Annotated in this window: 23 protein-coding genes; 20 read left to right on the forward strand and 3 right to left on the reverse strand. The window is 40.2% G+C overall.

Annotated elements, in window-relative coordinates; translation table 11 throughout:
- Positions 1–30: 30 nt before the first annotated feature.
- Positions 31–270: a hypothetical protein gene (locus G6554_RS06195; protein ID WP_166239827.1), complete on the reverse strand. Its 240-nt coding sequence runs from the start codon at positions 268–270 to the stop codon at positions 31–33.
- Between the two features lie 311 nt (positions 271–581).
- Here G6554_RS06195 and G6554_RS06200 point away from each other — a divergent pair, with 311 nt between their 5' ends.
- The 13 genes from G6554_RS06200 (at position 582) to hypE (ending at position 11,882) form a co-directional block, all read left to right on the forward strand.
- Complete coding sequence (locus G6554_RS06200) at positions 582–776, forward strand: twin-arginine translocase TatA/TatE family subunit (RefSeq protein WP_007084767.1); 195 nt, start codon at positions 582–584, stop codon at positions 774–776.
- Between the two features lie 22 nt (positions 777–798).
- Positions 799–1,551, forward strand: coding sequence for a twin-arginine translocase subunit TatC (gene tatC / locus G6554_RS06205; protein WP_166239829.1), 753 nt, complete (start codon positions 799–801; stop codon positions 1,549–1,551).
- Positions 1,552–1,767: 216 nt separating this feature from the next.
- Positions 1,768–2,847, forward strand: coding sequence for a hydrogenase small subunit (locus tag G6554_RS06210; protein WP_166239831.1), 1,080 nt, complete (start codon positions 1,768–1,770; stop codon positions 2,845–2,847).
- Positions 2,840–4,561: a nickel-dependent hydrogenase large subunit gene (locus G6554_RS06215; protein ID WP_166239833.1), complete on the forward strand. Its 1,722-nt coding sequence runs from the start codon at positions 2,840–2,842 to the stop codon at positions 4,559–4,561. The genes G6554_RS06210 and G6554_RS06215 overlap by 8 nt, the downstream gene beginning before the upstream one ends.
- A gap of 12 nt (positions 4,562–4,573) precedes the next feature.
- Complete coding sequence (cybH, locus tag G6554_RS06220; protein ID WP_242637686.1) at positions 4,574–5,368, forward strand: Ni/Fe-hydrogenase, b-type cytochrome subunit; 795 nt, start codon at positions 4,574–4,576, stop codon at positions 5,366–5,368.
- Entirely contained in the window at positions 5,358–5,846 is a 489-nt protein-coding gene (locus tag G6554_RS06225; RefSeq protein ID WP_166239839.1) for a HyaD/HybD family hydrogenase maturation endopeptidase, read from the forward strand. Before cybH ends, G6554_RS06225 begins: the two co-directional genes overlap by 11 nt.
- Entirely contained in the window at positions 5,843–6,277 is a 435-nt protein-coding gene (locus G6554_RS06230; protein ID WP_166239841.1) for a hypothetical protein, read from the forward strand. The genes G6554_RS06225 and G6554_RS06230 overlap by 4 nt, the downstream gene beginning before the upstream one ends.
- Before the next feature lies 1 nt (position 6,278).
- Entirely contained in the window at positions 6,279–6,632 is a 354-nt protein-coding gene (locus tag G6554_RS06235; protein WP_166239843.1) for a hydrogenase maturation nickel metallochaperone HypA/HybF, read from the forward strand.
- A 2-nt stretch (positions 6,633–6,634) separates the two neighbouring features.
- Positions 6,635–7,294: a hydrogenase nickel incorporation protein HypB gene (hypB, locus tag G6554_RS06240; RefSeq protein ID WP_166239845.1), complete on the forward strand. Its 660-nt coding sequence runs from the start codon at positions 6,635–6,637 to the stop codon at positions 7,292–7,294.
- On the forward strand, positions 7,279–9,588 hold the full coding sequence (gene hypF, locus G6554_RS06245) for a carbamoyltransferase HypF (protein ID WP_166239847.1): 2,310 nt from the start codon (positions 7,279–7,281) through the stop codon (positions 9,586–9,588). The genes hypB and hypF overlap by 16 nt, the downstream gene beginning before the upstream one ends.
- Positions 9,561–9,797 carry a HypC/HybG/HupF family hydrogenase formation chaperone gene (locus G6554_RS06250; RefSeq protein ID WP_166239849.1) on the forward strand — a complete coding sequence of 79 codons (237 nt, stop codon included), beginning with the start codon at positions 9,561–9,563 and terminating at the stop codon, positions 9,795–9,797. Before hypF ends, G6554_RS06250 begins: the two co-directional genes overlap by 28 nt.
- Positions 9,769–10,881, forward strand: coding sequence for a hydrogenase formation protein HypD (gene hypD / locus G6554_RS06255; protein WP_166239851.1), 1,113 nt, complete (start codon positions 9,769–9,771; stop codon positions 10,879–10,881). The genes G6554_RS06250 and hypD overlap by 29 nt, the downstream gene beginning before the upstream one ends.
- Positions 10,881–11,882: a hydrogenase expression/formation protein HypE gene (gene hypE, locus G6554_RS06260; protein WP_166239853.1), complete on the forward strand. Its 1,002-nt coding sequence runs from the start codon at positions 10,881–10,883 to the stop codon at positions 11,880–11,882. The genes hypD and hypE overlap by 1 nt, the downstream gene beginning before the upstream one ends.
- Before the next feature lie 39 nt (positions 11,883–11,921).
- On the opposite strand, the gene G6554_RS06265 is transcribed toward hypE, so the two are convergent.
- On the reverse strand, positions 11,922–12,269 hold the full coding sequence (locus G6554_RS06265) for a helix-turn-helix domain-containing protein (protein ID WP_166239855.1): 348 nt from the start codon (positions 12,267–12,269) through the stop codon (positions 11,922–11,924).
- A 253-nt stretch (positions 12,270–12,522) separates the two neighbouring features.
- Here G6554_RS06265 and G6554_RS06270 point away from each other — a divergent pair, with 253 nt between their 5' ends.
- The 7 genes from G6554_RS06270 (at position 12,523) to G6554_RS06300 (ending at position 17,060) form a co-directional block, all read left to right on the forward strand.
- The gene (locus tag G6554_RS06270) at positions 12,523–13,128 is read left to right on the forward strand and encodes a TasA family protein (protein WP_166239857.1); all 606 of its coding nucleotides are present in this window, start codon (positions 12,523–12,525) and stop codon (positions 13,126–13,128) included.
- Positions 13,129–13,296: 168 nt separating this feature from the next.
- Positions 13,297–14,052, forward strand: coding sequence for an amyloid fiber anchoring/assembly protein TapA (gene tapA, locus G6554_RS06275; RefSeq protein ID WP_242637694.1), 756 nt, complete (start codon positions 13,297–13,299; stop codon positions 14,050–14,052).
- A 96-nt stretch (positions 14,053–14,148) separates the two neighbouring features.
- A complete protein-coding gene (sipW, locus tag G6554_RS06280) occupies positions 14,149–14,730 on the forward strand; it encodes a signal peptidase I SipW (RefSeq protein ID WP_166239861.1) in 582 nt (193 codons plus the stop codon).
- 58 nt (positions 14,731–14,788) lie between these two features.
- The gene (locus G6554_RS06285) at positions 14,789–15,412 is read left to right on the forward strand and encodes a TasA family protein (protein WP_166239863.1); all 624 of its coding nucleotides are present in this window, start codon (positions 14,789–14,791) and stop codon (positions 15,410–15,412) included.
- An 80-nt stretch (positions 15,413–15,492) separates the two neighbouring features.
- Positions 15,493–15,717: a hypothetical protein gene (locus tag G6554_RS06290; RefSeq protein ID WP_166239865.1), complete on the forward strand. Its 225-nt coding sequence runs from the start codon at positions 15,493–15,495 to the stop codon at positions 15,715–15,717.
- Positions 15,718–15,858: 141 nt separating this feature from the next.
- Complete coding sequence (locus tag G6554_RS06295; RefSeq protein WP_166239867.1) at positions 15,859–16,110, forward strand: DUF2535 family protein; 252 nt, start codon at positions 15,859–15,861, stop codon at positions 16,108–16,110.
- Positions 16,111–16,217: 107 nt separating this feature from the next.
- Positions 16,218–17,060, forward strand: coding sequence for a DegV family protein (locus G6554_RS06300; protein ID WP_166239869.1), 843 nt, complete (start codon positions 16,218–16,220; stop codon positions 17,058–17,060).
- A gap of 34 nt (positions 17,061–17,094) precedes the next feature.
- On the opposite strand, the gene G6554_RS06305 is transcribed toward G6554_RS06300, so the two are convergent.
- Entirely contained in the window at positions 17,095–17,985 is an 891-nt protein-coding gene (locus tag G6554_RS06305) for an MBL fold metallo-hydrolase (protein ID WP_166239871.1), read from the reverse strand.
- Between the last annotated feature and the right edge of the window lie 206 nt (positions 17,986–18,191).

The raw sequence follows: 18,191 nt of genomic DNA on the forward strand, positions 1-18,191 counted from the left end.
ATGTACCGTTGCTTCTTTCAATGAAGTGAATTATAAATAGGTCCCATTTAATTCATATTCCGCCATTTTCGCTAACATACCTCTGAATTCATGGGGATGGCAAAATTCCTCTTCACAGAAATGTGTTTTCACCCAGGCAATTAATTCAACAGGACTATTGAAATATTCTCCACTTCGATCACTTTTACGAATGGTATATCTCCCGTTATCGTCATCAATTGTAACCTCAACAGGGAGGGCTCCATCAAAACTACATAGTGAAAATTCCATCCTCATCACATCCCATCCAAAGGTTTTTTATAATTTTTCCTTAATATATGTTCCTATTGTTCAAATTATATGCAAAAAGCGAATAGTTGTCAAAATATTTTAAAAATTTCACCAACAAATTGGACATTGACTTACGCCATAGTAATTGTTAAATTGTCTATAGTGATTGAAAATGCTAAATATCACTCTGAACGTATTTTTGGGGGATTTTGTGAAATTACTATGAATTATTGTAGATAATTTACTCAAAAGTATTTTTCAATACTATAATCATAGTAGGAATATACAACATTTGAAGGGGATGTAAATCCATGTTTTCTAATATCGGAATACCCGGATTAATTTTGATTTTAACACTAGCGCTTATTATTTTTGGACCAAAGAAACTACCGGAAATCGGAAAAGCATTTGGACAAACTTTAAAGGAATTTAAGAAATCAACCCGCGAACTTACGGATGATGTAATGGAAGATATCAAAGAAGAAAAGAACAACTTGACTAAATAAGCTGTAAGAGCAGGGGAAGTACATGGAAGATAAAGAATTAAATTTAGTTGATCATTTAGAGGAACTACGCAAACGGATTATCATTTCTGCACTGGCCTTTGTCGTCTTTTTTATTATTGCCTTTATTTATGTAGACGATATTTATAAATGGTTTGTTGGCGATCAAAAATTGCTTGTTCTGGGTCCAAGTGATATAATGTGGATTTATTTTATGCTCGCAGGCGTTGTTGCTCTAGCAGGAACGATTCCAGTCCTGGCATTACAAATTTGGCTGTTTGTCAAGCCTGCCTTGAGGCCGGTAGAAAGAAGAATAACTCTTTCCTATGTTCCTGCATTATTTCTTTTATTTATTATTGGTCTTGCCTTTGGATACTTTGCCATTTTTCCAATGGTCTTGAACTTTTTAGTGAACATTGGTCAAGACATGTTTGTGACAAACTTCACTGCTGAGAGGTACTTTAGTTTTATTTTGAATATGACTCTTCCGTTCGGAGTGTTGTTCGAGCTACCGGTAGTGGTCATGTTTTTAACTTCACTTGGAATTATCAACCCGTTTGTATTATCAAAAATTCGTAAGTATGCCTATTTCGTTTTAATTATTATTGCCGTTGTGATTACACCGCCGGACTTTATGTCAGATTTCGTCGTAACGTTACCACTATTGCTTCTATATGAAGTCAGTATTAATTTATCGAAGTTTGTATACCGAAAACGGCTGAAGAAACAACAAGAAGCAGAGCAAGATGAGGATAAGGAAGAAGTTGTAGAAGTCTAATTGAAAATGGAAGGCCATAAGAGATTAAATTCTCTTAAGGCCTTTTTTTGTTAGAGAGAAAAATAAATATTTCCACCATATTTAATGAAAATATTGTAGAAATGCAGTTAAGGATTCTTTGTGTACTTTTTGGAAAATTCAGGACGAATGACCCACCCATATACTACAATTTTCTTGAAATTAAGTTTTTATATGTTTAAGAGGAGAGGAAAGCGGATGAAGAGACAGAGAACAGTATATGAAGCCGCAACCGACATGGGTTTTAGCCGGCGTGACTTCCTAAAAATGTGTACAACTTTGGCTGCCACGCTTGGGTTGGAGTTTACACAGTCCGATCAAGTTGTTAAAGCCATGGAGACCAAGTCAAGGGTACCCGTTGTTTGGCTGCAATTTCAGGATTGCACCGGTTGTTCCGAATCATTTATTCGTTCATCACAACCGAAAACTGAAAATGTCTTATTAGAAATGATTTCACTTGAATATTCAGAGGTTCTTTCCGCACCTTCCGGCCATCGAGCAGAGGCTTCCATGAAACAGGTACTAAAGGATTATAAAGGAGACTATGTGCTTGCAGTGGAAGGGAGCATTCCTGATGATGATGCCTTCTTAACAGTTGGTGGTCAATCGGCGAAGGAAACCTTCCTGGAAATGGCCGCAGGGGCAAAAGTAATTATTGCCTATGGATCTTGTTCATCATGGGGTGGAATTGCGGCCGCTCATCCGAATCCAACTGGCGCTAAACCCGTCACCGGCTTTGTCAAAAATACACCAACCATCCTTGTCCCGGGCTGCCCGCCAATTGCTGAAGTCATGACCGGAGTAATTGCTCACATTATAACATTTGGAAAATTACCGGAACTGGATCATTTTGGACGCCCGAAAGCGTTTTATCGCCACCGGATCCATGACAAATGCAACCGAAGAGCCTATTTTGATGCCGGCTTATTTGTTGAATTCTTTGATGATGAAGGGGCTAAACAAGGATATTGTTTATATAAAGTGGGCTGTAAAGGTCCAACCACCTATAACTCTTGTGCCGAAATGCGCTGGAATAGCGGGGTAAGCTACCCAATTCAATCAGGTAACCCATGCATCGGCTGCTCAGAGAATGGTTTCTGGGATAACGGTCCGTTCTATACAAGAAGAGCTAAAATACCTGGAACACAAACAACTATTAATCCCGATGCCGTAGGCTTAGCAACGATTGGTTTGACAACGGCGGGTATAGCCGTTCATGCCGCAGGGACAGTAGTTAAGAAAAAGTTAGATGATAAACGAGGTGAAGAATATGAGTGAGCGCATTGTGGTTGATCCAATAACAAGAATTGAAGGTCACCTACGTGTAGAAGTAGATGTGGATGACCAAGGTGTCATTAATGAAGCATTCAGCTCTGGTACTTCTGTCCGCGGCCTGGAGTTAATTGTTAAAGATCGGGACCCACGTGATGTTTGGGCATATGTCCAGCGAATTTGCGGTGTATGCACAACAGTGCATGCGCTTACATCAATTCGGGCTGTAGAAGATGCATTGAAAATAAAAATCCCCAGAAATGCCCATCTAATCCGGGATATTATGAACGAAGCACAATTTGTCCATGACCATGTTGTCCATTTTTACCATTTGCATGCGTTAGACTGGGTCGATGTGGTCAGCGCAACTAGTGCGAATCCAGCGGAGACCTCCAAACTTGCCCAGTCGATTTCAAATTGGCCAAAATCATCACCAGGCTACTTCACGGATGTACAAAATAAGGTGAAAAAATTAGTTCAAAGTGGGCAGTTGGGGATTTTTGCTAATGGCTATTGGGGCCATAAGGCGTACAAACTTCCACCAGAAGTAAACTTACTTGCCGTGGCCCATTATTTAGAGGCGTTAGATTGGCAGAAGGAAATTGTCAAAATTCATACCATTTTTGGTGGTAAAAACCCGCACCCGCATTATGTAGTGGGAGGAATGGCGACACCTCTTGATATTGATAGTGATAACGGGGTGCATGCAGAAAGACTTATGCATGTTTCACAGATTATTGACCAGGCGCGGGAATTTGTTACCCAAGTCTATATTCCTGATTTACTTGCAATTGGATCTTTTTATAAAGACTGGACATATGGCGGAGGTTTAAATAATTTCCTATGCTACGGAGATTTCTCTACAGGCGACCTTTACGATACAAAGCTTTACCGGATGCCACGGGGAATTGTCTTAAATGGCAACTTGAAAGAGGTAATAGATGTTGACCTTAAGGATCCTAAGCATGTACAGGAATTTATCGATCACTCCTGGTATACCTATGATGGAAAAGAAGGTGGCAAAGGAAAGCATCCATTTGATGGTGAAACTACATTGAATTACACTGGTCCAAAAGCACCTTTCAAAACATTGGAAACTGACAAACAGTATAGTTGGCTAAAAGCTCCGCGATGGAAAGAGCATCCGATGGAAACTGGCCCACTTGCTAGGATGTTGGTTGGCTATGCGGCTGGAAAAGAAGAGATTGTAACAATCGTCGATGATACCTTGAAAAAGCTTGATCTGCCAATAACGGCATTGCAATCAGCACTTGGACGCACCATTGCACGTGGCCTTGAAACAGTGTTGATTTCAGGGTGGTTGCGTAACGATATGGATGAACTATTGAAAAATGTAAGGAGCGGCAACCAAACGACCTTTGACCGATCAAAATGGGAACCAAGCACATGGCCGGAACGGGCCAGAGGTGTTGGCTGGATGGAAGCACCACGCGGCGCACTTGGACATTGGATTGATATTAAAGATGGAAAAACGCATAACTACCAAGCAGTGGTTCCTACTACCTGGAACGCATCTCCGCGGGATCATAAAAATAAAATCGGAGCATATGAGGCAGCACTTAAAGGTACACCAATGATAAATAAAGAGGAGCCACTCGAAATTATGCGGATCATTCATTCTTTTGACCCATGTCTTGCCTGTGCTGTTCATTTAACTGATTTACAAACAAATAAAACGACTGAAATTCGTTTAGGTTAGGAGGTCTGAGAAATGGGTGCGCCAAAATTACCGACCCAAATGCCTGGCCAATCCCCTGAATATCCGGTGATCAACAGCGAGAACTCTTTACACCCTGAGAGACCAATACTGTACAAACAAGTAAAAAATGAAGTTAGGGCCTATGTTTGGGAATTGCCTGTACGGATTTTCCATTGGTTAAATATGCTGGCAATCTTTGTATTAATGGGCACCGGCATTTACATTGGTAAACCATTTGCAGCTGCCGGGATTCCTGAGGAAGCCTATTATTCTAATCTCATGGGCTGGATGCGATATATTCACTTTTTTGCTGCCTTTATCTTTGTGATCAATCTAATGTTTCGCTTGTATTGGGTTGCGATTGGGAACAAGTTTGCCACATCAAACCCTTTCAGATGGATCTTTTGGAAGGAACTATTTGAAGCCGTTAAATTCTATTTATTTTTAAAAAATAAAAAGCCGCACTATGTGGGCCATAACCCACTGGCACAGTTAAGCTACTGGATCTTTATCGGGTTGGGTTCGTGGATTGTTATGCTGACAGGTTTCTATATGTATTTTGAACCACAGCCGGAATCCTTCTGGGCAAAGTTGTTTATCTGGATTCCTTATCTATTCGGTGGTGAAAGCTATACGATTCGTTCCTGGCATCATCTTGCCGCATGGGGCTTCATGTTATTTACTGTCATACACGTATATTTAGCTGTCCGTGATGATTATCTGGACCGAAATGGCTGTATATCATCGATGTTTACAGGTTATAAAACAACTACGAATAAGTCAGTTGGTGAAAAGGATGAAAAATAGGAAACCAGATAAAAAAATCACGATTTTAGGTATCGGCAACACCCTCTTCTCTGATGAGGGTGTTGGCATCCATATTTTGCCAATACTTGAGAAATCGTTTATGGACGATGAAAATATCGAAATTATTGAGGGCTTAACAGACGGCATGAAGTTGCTTGGTCCTGTTGAGGATGCTGAAAACCTTATCATTATTGATGCGATTAATGCAGGCAAGGAAGGCGGAACCATTATCAAGTTAGAAGGTGAAGAGATTCCCGCTTATTTTGGGATCAAAATGTCTGTCCACCAGCTGGGCTTTCAAGAGGTCTTATTGGCAGCGAAAATGCGCGAACGATATCCGAAGGAAATCATTATGCTCGGGATGCAGCCATCCTCACTGCAATTGGGGATTGGATTGACAGAAACCAATCAAAGCAAGCTTGAGGAGCTGGCTTCGGTCGTTGTAAACCATGTCAATAGTTGGAGAAATGTGTCATGAAACGAGGCGACTTTTTAAAGGAAATGGCGGGAGGCCTCTTCCAAACGGTTAAGTCTGTTTATGAACCATTTTTAAGTGAGGACTTGGAAAAGGTAGAAGCTGTGGCGGACAGAGCTCTTGGAATAACATGGCAACCTCTCGTAATAGAACAGGGGACTTACCACAATCTCGAAATGAAATTTATTTGTGGAAAGCCCGTAATAGTCGCACGGAATGGAACGAACATACTGGCAATCGATGGTGTGTGCCCTGTATGTTCGAATATTATTATCCTAACAACACTATTTTCAACTGGAAAATGTTTGAATTGTCAAAAGGAATACAATTTTAAGACACAATCCGGTGATCTTCAGCTCAAATCCTACCCACTAAAACGGAAGGATGAACTCTATTTTATCGGGTTTCAGAAGGATCAGAAACAGGGTGGTTGATATGCATGAAATGTCGTTAATGGGTGATATTCTTCAGCTTGTCCAGGAGGATGCAGCAGCAAAGGGCATTCAAAAAGTCGAAAAGGTAGAACTAATTGTCGGCGAGATTGCAAATGCCATGCCTGATGCATTAAGAATGGCGTTTGATTTATTCCGTGCTCAAAATCTTCATCTTTTTTCAGAGAGTGCCGAACTTGTTATTCATCTTGAAGAAGCAAAAGCAAAATGTGTTCTATGTGGCAAAGAGTACAGGCCAGATCAGAAAATAGCACTATGTCCATGCTGTCTTGTTCCTTCCGGCCAAGTGCTGGCAGGGGAAACATTCCAGGTATTATCATACGAAGGGAGTCAATAAAAATGAAAGTGACATTAAGAACAGATGTGTTAACGAATAACAATATGGCCGCAGACTTCAACCGAGAGCTATTCCAACAAACAAGAACTCTAGTGATTAATCTTATGAGTTCTCCTGGGGCTGGTAAAACTTCCCTGTTAGAAGAAACGGTCAAAGAGCTTTCGGGAAAATATCGTATTGCGGTCATTGAAGGGGATTTAGCCACTGAAAGGGATGCAGATCGAATTCGGGCCATGGGAGCAAAAGCGGTTCAAATTAATACCCATGGCGGTTGCCATCTTGATGCTCGCATGGTTACCGCAGCATTGGGAGAATTTGATCTGGAAGAAATTGATATCCTTTTCATCGAAAACGTCGGTAATCTTGTATGTCCATCTGGCTATGATCTTGGTCAACAGCATAAAGTCGCTGTTTTAAGTGTACCTGAAGGGAATGATAAAATTCCGAAATACCCACAAATGTTTATGCGTACGGAACTTGTTCTCTTAAATAAAATTGATTTACTTCCATACCTCGATTTTCATGTGGGTGAAGCAAGGAAGGACCTAACTGAAATTAATCCTGAGTCCATTCTTTTACCACTTTCCGCCCGGACACAGGAAGGGCTTCATGAATGGTTCTCTTGGATTGAAGGAGCCTATCAAAAATGCATAGCGCAGTAAAGATTGCCGTCCGAGGCAGGGTCCAGGGCGTCGGTTTTCGGCCATTCGTCTTTCAGCTTGCTGATAGATACCAGCTATACGGAACCGTACAGAATAATATGGATGGTGTCAAAATTCATATTGAAGGGAATGAAAAAAGAATCCGTCTCTTTTTGGCAGATTTGAAAGATAACGCTCCAAGACTATCAAAAATACAAGCGGTTTTAGTAGAGGAGACTAAACTACTTAACTTATCTGACTTTACCATTATTCCAAGTGAACGCAACGGTACATCGATGCTCGTCATCCCGACCGATTCTGCTGTTTGTGATGATTGCTTAAATGAAATGAACGACCCAACTGATTTTCGCTATCAATATCCATTTATTAATTGCACCCAATGCGGTCCGCGCTACACGATCATCGAGGAATTGCCATATGACCGACCGTACACATCAATGAAGAACTTCCCGATGTGTGATGATTGCCGAAGAGAATATGAAGACCCAACAAACCGGCGACATCACGCCCAGCCAATTGCCTGCCCAACATGCGGCCCAAAGGTGCGCCTACGTGATGGGGGTGGTTTGAAAGTGGTTTCCGAGAATCCAATTAGGACCACGATACAGTTATTAAAAAAAGGAAAGATTGTGGCGATAAAAGGGATTGGCGGTTATCATCTTTGCTGTGATGCTCGTAATGAGCCGGCAGTAGCAGAATTGCGAAAGAGGAAGAGCCGGCCAGTTCGTCCGCTTGCAGTCATGGCTGCATCTATTTCAACTGCTGAAGATCTTGCTGTATTGGGACAAGACGAACAAAACCTGTTAAAAAGCCCTGAGGCACCTATTGTCATCCTGAAAAAACAAGAACAATATCCGCTAGCTGAAAGCGTTGCCCCAGGAATGGGGACCATCGGAGTGATGCTTCCTTACACACCACTCCATCATTTATTATTGACTGACCCAGAATTAGACTGCATTGTAGCGACAAGCGCAAACCCCTCAGGGATGCCAATTCTTTATAGAGACAAGGAGGCTTTTCACTATTTGGCAGGGATTGCTGATTTTTATCTCGTTCATAACCGTGAGATTCTTCACCCGGTTGATGATTCCGTTGTCCAAATAAATAATGGAAAGCTGGATTTTCTGCGCCGGGCAAGAGGATACGTCCCGGATCCTTCTTCAACAAAGCGAGATGTGACAGGAATCGTTGCTTTTGGTGGGCAGCAAAAGACAACATTTTCAATTGGTCGAAATGAACAGGTTTTTGTCGGTCCGCATATTGGCGACCTGGAAAACATCGAAACGATTGACCATTATAAACAAGAACTGGAACATTTGTTAAAGTGGATCGATATCCCTAAAACGACGGCTGTTATTGATGTCCACCCAGACTATCATGTTCAGAAACTGGTAAAAGATTATGAGTTTAATAAGGTAATGGAAGTCCAGCATCATCATGCCCATTTGGCTGCCTGTATCGAGGAACATCAAATCCCGGGAAAAGCATATGGGATTATTTTGGACGGTACAGGTTATGGACTTGACGGCAATCTCTGGGGATTTGAAATCCTCTATGGAGATGCCTTAGGTTTTGTCCGCATGGCCCATTTACACTATACACCACTTCCCGGAGGCGAAAAATGTATTCGCGAGCCGTGGCGGAATGCGGCGGCCATGCTAATTTCACATCATGGTGAGATAGGTATGGCACTTGCAAAGGCAATTTTTGCAGATAAATCAGCAGAGATTGATATTTTAGAAGCGATGATTAGAAAAAGTGTGAATACGGTTTACGGCGGGACATGCGGCAGGCTGTTTGATGCCGTTAGTGCACTGTGCGGCGTAACAAAGGTTTCCAGTTATGACGGGGAAGCGGCAATCCGGTTAGCAGAAATGGCAGACGAAGGGGTGATTTACGAGCCTTATCAGTTTGAATTGATAGACAAAGAGATGAAAATCATTAATTTTTCCAAAACGTTGAAGGAAGTTGCTCTCGATGTCTTAGCTGGTATGGATGTTCACTTCATAAGTGGGAGATTCCATGAAACGGTAGTTCAAGCGATTGTCAGTGCCATGGTGGAACTAGATAGAAACGATCCTGACTTAGAAAAAACAGTGGCTTTATCAGGAGGAAGTTTCCACAACCGTTACCTAAGAAAAAGAATCTCAGCTGAATTAAACGAAAGGTCTTTTCGAGTGTTTGTACCAGAAAAGGTTCCATGTAATGATGGTGGTTTATCTTACGGGCAATTAGTGGTTGCCGCGGCAAAAAGGAGTGCTAACCAATGTGTGTTGGAGTACCAGCAAAAGTAATGAGAAAAATGGAATATAGTGCGGTCGTTGATGTCATGGGTTCGCAGACGACAGTAGGTACTATATTTGTACCTGAAGTTGAGCTCGGTGATTTTGTCATTGTTCATGCGGGTCAAGCAATGAGTATTGTTGATGAAACCTATGCAAGGCAAAGTGTGGAAGAATGGAGGAGGCTCGTCGATGCTCGAAATTCTGAAACAGTCCAATGATCCGGAAATTTGTAAACCGCTTGTAGAAGCCGTCATTGAAGTAGCGAAGGAATTCCGGCAAAATTTTGGCCGTAAACCTGCCTTTATGGAAGTTTGCGGTTCTCATACCATGTCACTTGCGCGAACTGGGGTGAAGCAGTGCTTAAAGGATTACGTCCATCTCATCTCAGGTCCTGGCTGCCCTGTCTGTGTCACAGATCAGCGGTCAATTGATGCAATGATTGCGCTAGCGGAAGGTGAGCAGCGGATCATCTGCACCTTTGGCGACATGATGAGGGTCCCGGGCTCAAGCAAAACATTGCTAGATTCAAAAATCGCCGGGAAAGATATCCGTGTTTTATACTCCCCTGTTGATGCTGTTAAGATTGCAGCGGAAAACCCTGATAAGGAGGTTATTTTTCTTGGAGTAGGCTTTGAAACGACGATTCCAATACTGACTCTATTGATAGGGGAAGCAGAGAAGCAAGGGATCAAGAACTTTTCAATTTGGATGACTACTAAGCTTATCGAGCCGGTTCTTCGCTATTTATTAGACACAGGAGAGATCCAGTTGGATGGCTTCTTGCTTCCTGGCCATGTATCTATCGTTTTGGGAGAGGATTCCTATCAGTATTTAGTCGACGAGTACAGCATCTCCGGAGTCATTACCGGCTTTGAAACAGCAGAATTACTTTCTGGAATTTATAAATTAATTGATATGGCAGTAATAGGAAGAATTGCTATTGAAAATAATCACAAAGCGGTTGTAAGTCGATCAGGAAATCGTGTTATTCAACAATGGCTTAATCGGTACTTAACTGAATGTAATGAGGCATGGCGGGGAATTGGAGTAATTCCACATAGCGGTTTAGATTTGAAACCTGAATACGATCGGTTTAATGCGAAGAAACGGTTTCAAGTGGAAGTGGGAGAACCGAAAAAGACAAAATGCAGGTGTGGAGAAGTGATCCGAGGATTGATCACACCGAATGAATGTCCGCTGTTCGGAAAAGCCTGCCAGCCAATGAACCCAATTGGCCCATGTATGGTTTCAGCGGAAGGCAGCTGTGCCGCTTATTATCAATACATGAGGGAGAGTTTTTAATGGAGAAATATATCAGTTTAGCACACGGGGATGGCGGGGAGTTAAGCCATCGATTAATCAAAGATGTTTTTATTGAAGCGTTTGATGGTGGAAATACAGCCCTGTTTGATGCGGCGGCGATCACGATACCTACACACAAAATCGCAGTTACGACCGACTCGTTTGTCATCAAACCGATCTTCTTTCCCGGGGGGTCGATTGGTAAATTAGCGGTTGCAGGAACGATCAATGACCTTGCCGTAAGCGGGGCGAGGCCGGCCTTTTTAACCTGCGGTTTTGTCATTGAAGAAGGCTTCCCGATTTCTGATTTAAAGAAAATTGTTTTGGATATGGCAAATGAAGCGAAGAAAACGGGTGTGACCATTGTTGCCGGTGATACGAAGGTAGTAGAACGTGGCAGTGCCGATGGAGTTTTTATAAATACGACTGGAATTGGAATCTATGAACCTAATATCGACTGCAGTCTAGAGTTTGAAGATGGTGATGCTGTCATCGTGACAGGAACAATTGGTGACCATGGGATAGCTGTTCTCGCGGCAAGAGGTGAACTAGGGATAACAACACCGATAACTAGCGATTGTGCTTCATTGAATACAATGCTTTTGGAAGTGCTTAGATCTATTAATGGTGTTAGAATTATGCGCGACCCAACAAGAGGCGGTCTAGCAACAACCCTCGTGGAAATTGCTGAAGACTTTCAGTTAACAATGAAAATCCATGAACTCGATGTGCCTGTAAAGAAAGAGGTTCATGGAGTTTGTGATTTACTTGGATTCGATCCGCTGTATCTTGCCAATGAAGGAAAGGCGATTATTGTGGTCGCAAGTAGTGATAAAGATAAAGTGGTTGATATTTTACGCGAGTTTCCCGAAGGAAGGGACGCCGTTGTGATCGGCTCCATCATTGGGAAAGGGAAAGGTCAATTAATAGTAGAAACCCCACTTGGCTCTAGCCGGCTATTAACGAGACTTTCCGGAACCATGTTTCCAAGAATTTGTTAATAAGTAGCCCTCATTCTCTAAAAAGAGTGGGGGCTATTTTTATGTTTTGTTCTGTTCCTTCAACCAGGATTGGAATTTTATATAATTAAGATACTCCTTGAATTCTTCTTTTTTTAGACCATTTTCCATTGCCTGTTGAAATAACACCATCCACTCATCATCGAGTTTCGCTTCAAACTTCCCTTGTGGATCTCCATCCAATAACAAGTAATCAAGGCTAGTATCTAATGGGATCGAAATCTTCTTTAAAAATTGCATAGACGGATTGGATTGAAGTCCCCTTTCGATTTGGCTTAAATAGGACTTTGAAACATCCGCCAATCGTGCTAACTCTGTAATGGAATAGCTTTTCTTCTGTCTCAATTGTTTAATTCGCTCCCCGATCATCACCCTCAACTCCTAAATTAGTGAACATAAACCATATGTACATTATAAAGCACGGAGTATATTTTATAAAGTACAAAATAGTAAGGAAACGAAAGGAAATAGGAGAAAAATACTAGAATATGTTCTTAATTGAGAAAATATGCCCGTTTTTGGAGTTTTTCAAGTTCGTTATTTTGGCATATACTCTACCTATAAGTTCTTAAAAGAGAACGGAACTTATAAAAAACAAAGAGAATAAGAGGAGGAAACAAAAATGAGTCTTAAAAAGAAATTAACTTTAGGCGTAGCATCGGCAGCACTAGGATTGTCACTAATCGGTGGGGGTACATACGCGTATTTTAGCGACACAGAAGTAAATAACAGTAGTTTTGCAGCTGGTACGCTAGATATAAATGTTAAAGGTAATGATGCAGCAAATGCGATTATTGATGTAAGTAACATTAAACCAGGAGATAAAATGTTTAGAACATTCAAGCTAAATAATACAGGTTCTTTAGATGTGTCTAAGGTTTTATTAACATCCAACTATAGTGTTATTGGTGATGCAAATAACGGTGGAGATGACTTTGGTAAGCATATTAAAGTTAAGTTCTTAACTAATCTGGATAAAGTCACTACGGTAATTGCAGAAACTACACTTGATAAACTATCACAGTATGACGTGACTGATAACAAAAATGGGTTTCCAATTAATTTACTTACTGAAAAGGACGGCTTAAAATCCGGAGATAATGATACAATCACTGTTCAATTTGAATTTGTTGACAACGGACAGGATCAAAATCACTTCCAAGGCGATTCTTTAAAATTAAACTGGACTTTTACGGCTCAGCAAACAGCAGGTAATCCACTAAAATAAAACAAATAAAAGAAGGATGGGTGGCGATTAAACTCATCCTTCTTTTAAAGATATACATATTTATTCCTTTCACGTTAAATAAAACTATTTATATAAGGTGAATAGAATAAAAATAGATTATACATAAATTTATAGATTAATAAATTTAAGGAGATGAGGGGTGTGATTATGATTAGAAAGACTAGATTAAAGAAGTTTAGAAAAAAATACAAAAAGATCAAGCTTGCATCCCAAATCTTGGCGATTTGGTATGTGCTAATGTTTACAGTGGGATATTTATCTTCAGATACTGGTGCATACTTTAATTCCTCATCACAAATTGGCGGAACTATTACGGTAGGTACATGGCAAGAAGAATGGGATAAGAGTTCACTGGAATTTGTGAATAAAGAAAAAGACCAACTTTTTACCACCTGTGAAGCAGTTGAAATTTCAGCAGCTATTAAGAATAGTGGCAATGACATGAAAGGTCAGTCACAGTATGAAGTATTTTACAATGACAGGAAAAATCCGAAGGATGGGCAAAAGATTGGGGAAGGAATGGTTGAAGCGCTAAAATCAGGTGAAACAGGTACACTCAAATTTTCTGTAGATAAATCCGGAAACTATAAATTCAAGGCATTGCAACGCCCCGGACACGCGAATAAGTATGACACAAGAAAAGAATTATGGAGTGAAACCATTACAGTAAAATGCCAGACTCCGAACCCAAAAGAAAACGAAGAAAGGTTAAAGACTCAGTCTCCAACAGAGAATGGAATTACTCCTAAAAATAACCAACAACAGCCAACTGAGGGATTAGAGGCGAATGTTCAGCCACCACAAAGTGAAGGTACAACAGAAAAAACTCAACCATCAGCGAATGAAAAAGATGAATCGAAACAGAATGACGCTCCAGAAAACCAAAATGATAGTGATTCTTAAAATAATGATTCGATTAGTGAGAATAACTAGGTTATAAAATCTAGTTCCAAAAAGTTACTTGTGGGTAGATTTTGAAATAGAAAGGTAGAGGAGAAAATGGAAGTAAAAAAAGTTAAAAAATTGCTTAGTAACATAATCACAATTTTCTTATTATTAGTGTTTTTATTAATGATTTTTGTTGTTGTGTCTTCAAAAGCAGCAGGAGGAGAGCCGCAAGCGTTTGGCTACCAATTAAAGACAGTCTTATCCGGATCAATGGAACCTGGAATTAAAACAGGATCAATTATTGCAGTAAAACCAGCAGTAGATACGAAAAATTTTAAAAAGAATGAAGTCATCACATTTAAGGAAGACGAAAATAAATTAGTAACCCATAGAGTAGTAGAGGTAATAAAAAATGGTGATTCCGTAATGTATCGAACCAAGGGTGACAATAATAAAACGGAGGATATGAACCCTGTTCTCTCAGATAACGTTGTTGCTAAGTATACTGGATTCACTATTCCATATATAGGCTATTTCACAGCATTCTCTAAGTCAAAACAAGGTAGTGCACTGCTATTAATACTACCTGGAATTTTACTATTACTCTATTCAGGATTTACCATCTGGCAAACTATTTCTAAGCTAGAAAAGGATAATAAATCATCACAGGGCACGGGAAAAACTAGTAGCTAAGTATAATCGGCAGGGATTTACTTTATTGAGAAGAAAAGTTTTCTCAAAGGAGGATACCATGAATGAAAAAAAGGTAATTACTATCTTGGTTTGTTATTTTCTACTATTAACAGTATTTATTCTCGCCCCCTTTGCCCAAGACACCTACGCTTCAGAGATACAAGAAATTGATATTGCTACCTCGCCAGAGAAGGTGCTATTTGACTTAAATAATTTAAAGCCAGGTGATTGGGCGGAACGGACATTAACCATTCAGAATAAGGGGAAACAGGATTTTAAGTATCTATTCTCTAGTAAACTAAACGAAGGCTCAGGAAAGTTCTATAATGCTCTGGAATTAAAAGTATCGGATAAAAACAAAGTATTATTTGAGGGAAAAATGCACGATTTCTCTAAGCTTGAACCAAGATTTATATCAAAAAATGATGAAGAAGAACTGTTCTTTACGGTAAAGATTCCAGATGAATTAGGAAATGAGTACCAAGGTCTTAATTGTAAGGTAGAGTTTAAATTTTATGTGGAAGGTACTTTTGGTGGGGTTTTACCGGTAGATGGACCTAAATTGCCTGAAACTGGAACAAATATGTTTACTATTCTTGTAGCCGGAGCGGCACTCGTAATAACAGGAGGAATTTTTCAGTTTGTCCTTTACTGGAGAAGGAAAATGGCAAGAGAAGCATAAATGAGCCTTGATTGAATATTATTTATCAAGGCTTTCTCTAAGATTATTAAAATATATTTGATTTTTTAGGAGCTGGTAAAATGTCCAAATTACTCTGCCCAAAGTGCCACCAACCATCTTTTAGCGATAACATTGTAGATTTTTGGGTCTGCCCAATCTGCAATAACGAAAATACTAATTCATTAGAAATTGTCACTAGTAATCAAACAAAACCGCAATTATTTATCATCAAAAAGGACTACCTCGAACAAACCCCAGAATTGAATACAAAGATAAAACCATATGTATTCCAATCCTTCGATTAATCCAACGGGCCATGTAAAAATGTCCTGTTTTTTGTTGCAAATAATTCACAAATAATTTCCTAATCCAAGCATAAATAGACACCTTTCGAGTTGTAATAGGTGTATAATATAGTCAAACGGGTGAAAAAGAGGATTGATATTTTGTTATTCAAAAGCCTAGAGTTCAAAAATGATGTTGGACAGAAGGTTAAAGTCATGGATATTCCTGTATTGGAGGAAGATAGTACGTATAAATTTATGATCCAAGTCCGTTTACAATCATTTCTCACAGCTATTGATCGGGAAACGAATCCAAAGAGATGCTATTCCTTTAAAGAGTATTTGAAAAAGGTCATGAAGTGGCCGGATTATGAGCAACTGTTTAAAGTAGCAGAATTAAAAAATAATGCATAACTTATTCCTTTCGAGCATCGGGCAACCGGCGCTCTTTTATTTTTATTATTCCATTCAATTTGTGAAACCTGTATAATACATAGGAGTAATGGTAGGGATGTGATTGCATGAGCAAGATTAAAATTGTAACCGATTCAACTTTGGATATCTCAAATGAAATAGCTGAAAAGCTTGGTATTGTCATTGTACCTTTGACTGTAACGATAAATGGTGAAACGTATTTAGACCGGGTGGAGATTGATCCGGTTGAATTTATTGAAAATATGAGTGGTACAAAAGAATTGCCGAAAAGTTCGCAGCCTTCTGCAGGTTCCTTTCTAGAGGTATATGACCGTCTGGGTGAGGAGGGCTATGAAGTCATCTCCATTCATATGACGGGAAAAATGAGCGGGACCGTTCGCTCAGCCGAAAGCGCTGCCGGGATGTCTGAAACAAAGGTAACGGTTGTTGATTCAAGGTTTATATCGAAGGCCCTTTCCTTTCAAGTGAGAGAAGCTGCCGAAATGGCAAAACAGGGCAAGAACGCGGAGGAAATTCTCGAACGTCTAGAGGCAGTCCGTGAACATACAAAACTATACATTATGGTAGATACGTTAGAGAATCTTGTAAAAGGCGGAAGAATCGGCAAAGGAAAGGCCTTTATCGGCTCCCTATTAAATATTAAACCGATCGCCTCGCTTGAGGGGGCAGAATATAACCCGGTAACAAAGGTTCGCAGCCATTCCCAAGTCGTAAAATTTATGGTCAAGCAGTTTGCTGAAGATGTAAAGGGAAAAACCATCCGCGGTGTGGGGATTGCCCATGCGGAAGCCTATGAGCTGTCTATGAAAATAAAAGAGAGTATCATTGATTTAACTGGGTTTCAAGACGTGGAAATTGATTACACGGGCCCAATTGTCAGTACGCATACGGGTCCTGGAGCACTTGCATTGATGTATTATGTTGATTAGTAAAGTAGTAAATAGGATGGGCACCATGCCCATCCTATTTTGCATGCACAAATTCTCCTGTTGATTCAGAGCAGGAGATCCCAAGACGCTGTAAATGCTTGCGAATACCACTTCGTTCCCATGTTCTTAGGATTGTGTTTTCTAAACTTTTTTTGGGGTAAAAAATCCCGATCTTCGTTAATTCTTCAAAAGTCATCCCGTGGCGAACGTGTTTTTCGATCGTTTCATCTCTTTGTTCAATTATATCAAGGTACTTTTCCATTCTATCGGCAAATTCTTGCTTGGAGAAAGTTCCTTTTTGGTGACCCGTAATGAAGACGTCTGCATCAAGTGTTAGCAGTCTTTTGCCTGAAGAAATGAAGTCATCAATATCACCATCGGTGCCGTTATACCATGGACCAAATGATGTCATATCATAATCGCTAACGAAGACGACCCCTAATTCAGGAAAGTAAGGGCATGACAGACCGCTTGTGTGTCCTGGAGTGTGTAAAAACTGCACCTTTACATCACCAAATAAATAGTCTGTTTCATATTCATAGGTACCTGATATTTCTCCTAGATTTTGTACCCACTCTTGAGGAAGAGATTTCTTCCACTTTTCAACCCCTAGGGCTCCCCATTCCTGATAAACACCATTAGCACGGGCCACGCCCTCTACAGTTCGTGCCGTTTCAAATTCAATTGGATTGATCCACTTTTTTACATCGCTAAATAAGTGGTTATGACGGGTGTGGTCAGGGTGATAATGCGTATTAATAATCAATTCAATCCCATATTGCTGACTTATGTCTAACAGGATGTTGGCATCCGCTCCGCTATCGATTAATACTTTTTCCGGACAATCGATGAACAGACTGCGTGAATAGGGAACCTTACTGTTGTTTGGGCCTTCCAAAATCAAGATTGGGCCAATTTTTTGCATATGATCACTCTGCCTTTCATTGCATTCTATTAATTCATAATTTTCCCTTTTGAATGAATACTCATTCATAATAATAGCATATAATTTGAATTCATGAAAATAGTTCTTTTGTTAGCATGTTGAGGCACTGCTTCATTTGGCCTAAAATCTTTGGAATCCTCAACCATATTTGATGGGTAAAATCTGATATTTTGGAAAAGATAAGA

Source organism: Bacillus sp. MM2020_4, from assembly GCF_011250555.1.
Taxonomy (GTDB): Bacteria; Bacillota; Bacilli; order Bacillales; family Cytobacillaceae; genus Neobacillus.

What these genes read in the sequence shown, in the direction of transcription:
- hypB (WP_166239845.1), top strand. Translation starts at nt 6,635, where the DNA reads ATGAAAGTGACATTAAGAACAGATGTGTTAACGAATAACAATATGGCC.
- G6554_RS06215 (WP_166239833.1), top strand. Translation starts at nt 2,840, where the DNA reads ATGAGTGAGCGCATTGTGGTTGATCCAATAACAAGAATTGAAGGTCAC.
- G6554_RS06300 (WP_166239869.1), top strand. Translation starts at nt 16,218, where the DNA reads ATGAGCAAGATTAAAATTGTAACCGATTCAACTTTGGATATCTCAAAT.
- G6554_RS06270 (WP_166239857.1), top strand. Translation starts at nt 12,523, where the DNA reads ATGAGTCTTAAAAAGAAATTAACTTTAGGCGTAGCATCGGCAGCACTA.
- G6554_RS06195 (WP_166239827.1), bottom strand. Translation starts at nt 270, where the DNA reads ATGGAATTTTCACTATGTAGTTTTGATGGAGCCCTCCCTGTTGAGGTT.
- hypF (WP_166239847.1), top strand. Translation starts at nt 7,279, where the DNA reads ATGCATAGCGCAGTAAAGATTGCCGTCCGAGGCAGGGTCCAGGGCGTC.
- G6554_RS06200 (WP_007084767.1), top strand. Translation starts at nt 582, where the DNA reads ATGTTTTCTAATATCGGAATACCCGGATTAATTTTGATTTTAACACTA.
- G6554_RS06250 (WP_166239849.1), top strand. Translation starts at nt 9,561, where the DNA reads ATGTGTGTTGGAGTACCAGCAAAAGTAATGAGAAAAATGGAATATAGT.
- G6554_RS06235 (WP_166239843.1), top strand. Translation starts at nt 6,279, where the DNA reads ATGCATGAAATGTCGTTAATGGGTGATATTCTTCAGCTTGTCCAGGAG.
- G6554_RS06230 (WP_166239841.1), top strand. Translation starts at nt 5,843, where the DNA reads ATGAAACGAGGCGACTTTTTAAAGGAAATGGCGGGAGGCCTCTTCCAA.
- tatC (WP_166239829.1), top strand. Translation starts at nt 799, where the DNA reads ATGGAAGATAAAGAATTAAATTTAGTTGATCATTTAGAGGAACTACGC.
- cybH (WP_242637686.1), top strand. Translation starts at nt 4,574, where the DNA reads ATGGGTGCGCCAAAATTACCGACCCAAATGCCTGGCCAATCCCCTGAA.
- G6554_RS06210 (WP_166239831.1), top strand. Translation starts at nt 1,768, where the DNA reads ATGAAGAGACAGAGAACAGTATATGAAGCCGCAACCGACATGGGTTTT.
- G6554_RS06285 (WP_166239863.1), top strand. Translation starts at nt 14,789, where the DNA reads ATGAATGAAAAAAAGGTAATTACTATCTTGGTTTGTTATTTTCTACTA.
- hypD (WP_166239851.1), top strand. Translation starts at nt 9,769, where the DNA reads ATGCTCGAAATTCTGAAACAGTCCAATGATCCGGAAATTTGTAAACCG.
- G6554_RS06305 (WP_166239871.1), bottom strand. Translation starts at nt 17,985, where the DNA reads ATGCAAAAAATTGGCCCAATCTTGATTTTGGAAGGCCCAAACAACAGT.
- G6554_RS06265 (WP_166239855.1), bottom strand. Translation starts at nt 12,269, where the DNA reads ATGATCGGGGAGCGAATTAAACAATTGAGACAGAAGAAAAGCTATTCC.
- tapA (WP_242637694.1), top strand. Translation starts at nt 13,297, where the DNA reads ATGATTAGAAAGACTAGATTAAAGAAGTTTAGAAAAAAATACAAAAAG.
- G6554_RS06290 (WP_166239865.1), top strand. Translation starts at nt 15,493, where the DNA reads ATGTCCAAATTACTCTGCCCAAAGTGCCACCAACCATCTTTTAGCGAT.
- G6554_RS06225 (WP_166239839.1), top strand. Translation starts at nt 5,358, where the DNA reads ATGAAAAATAGGAAACCAGATAAAAAAATCACGATTTTAGGTATCGGC.
- sipW (WP_166239861.1), top strand. Translation starts at nt 14,149, where the DNA reads ATGGAAGTAAAAAAAGTTAAAAAATTGCTTAGTAACATAATCACAATT.
- hypE (WP_166239853.1), top strand. Translation starts at nt 10,881, where the DNA reads ATGGAGAAATATATCAGTTTAGCACACGGGGATGGCGGGGAGTTAAGC.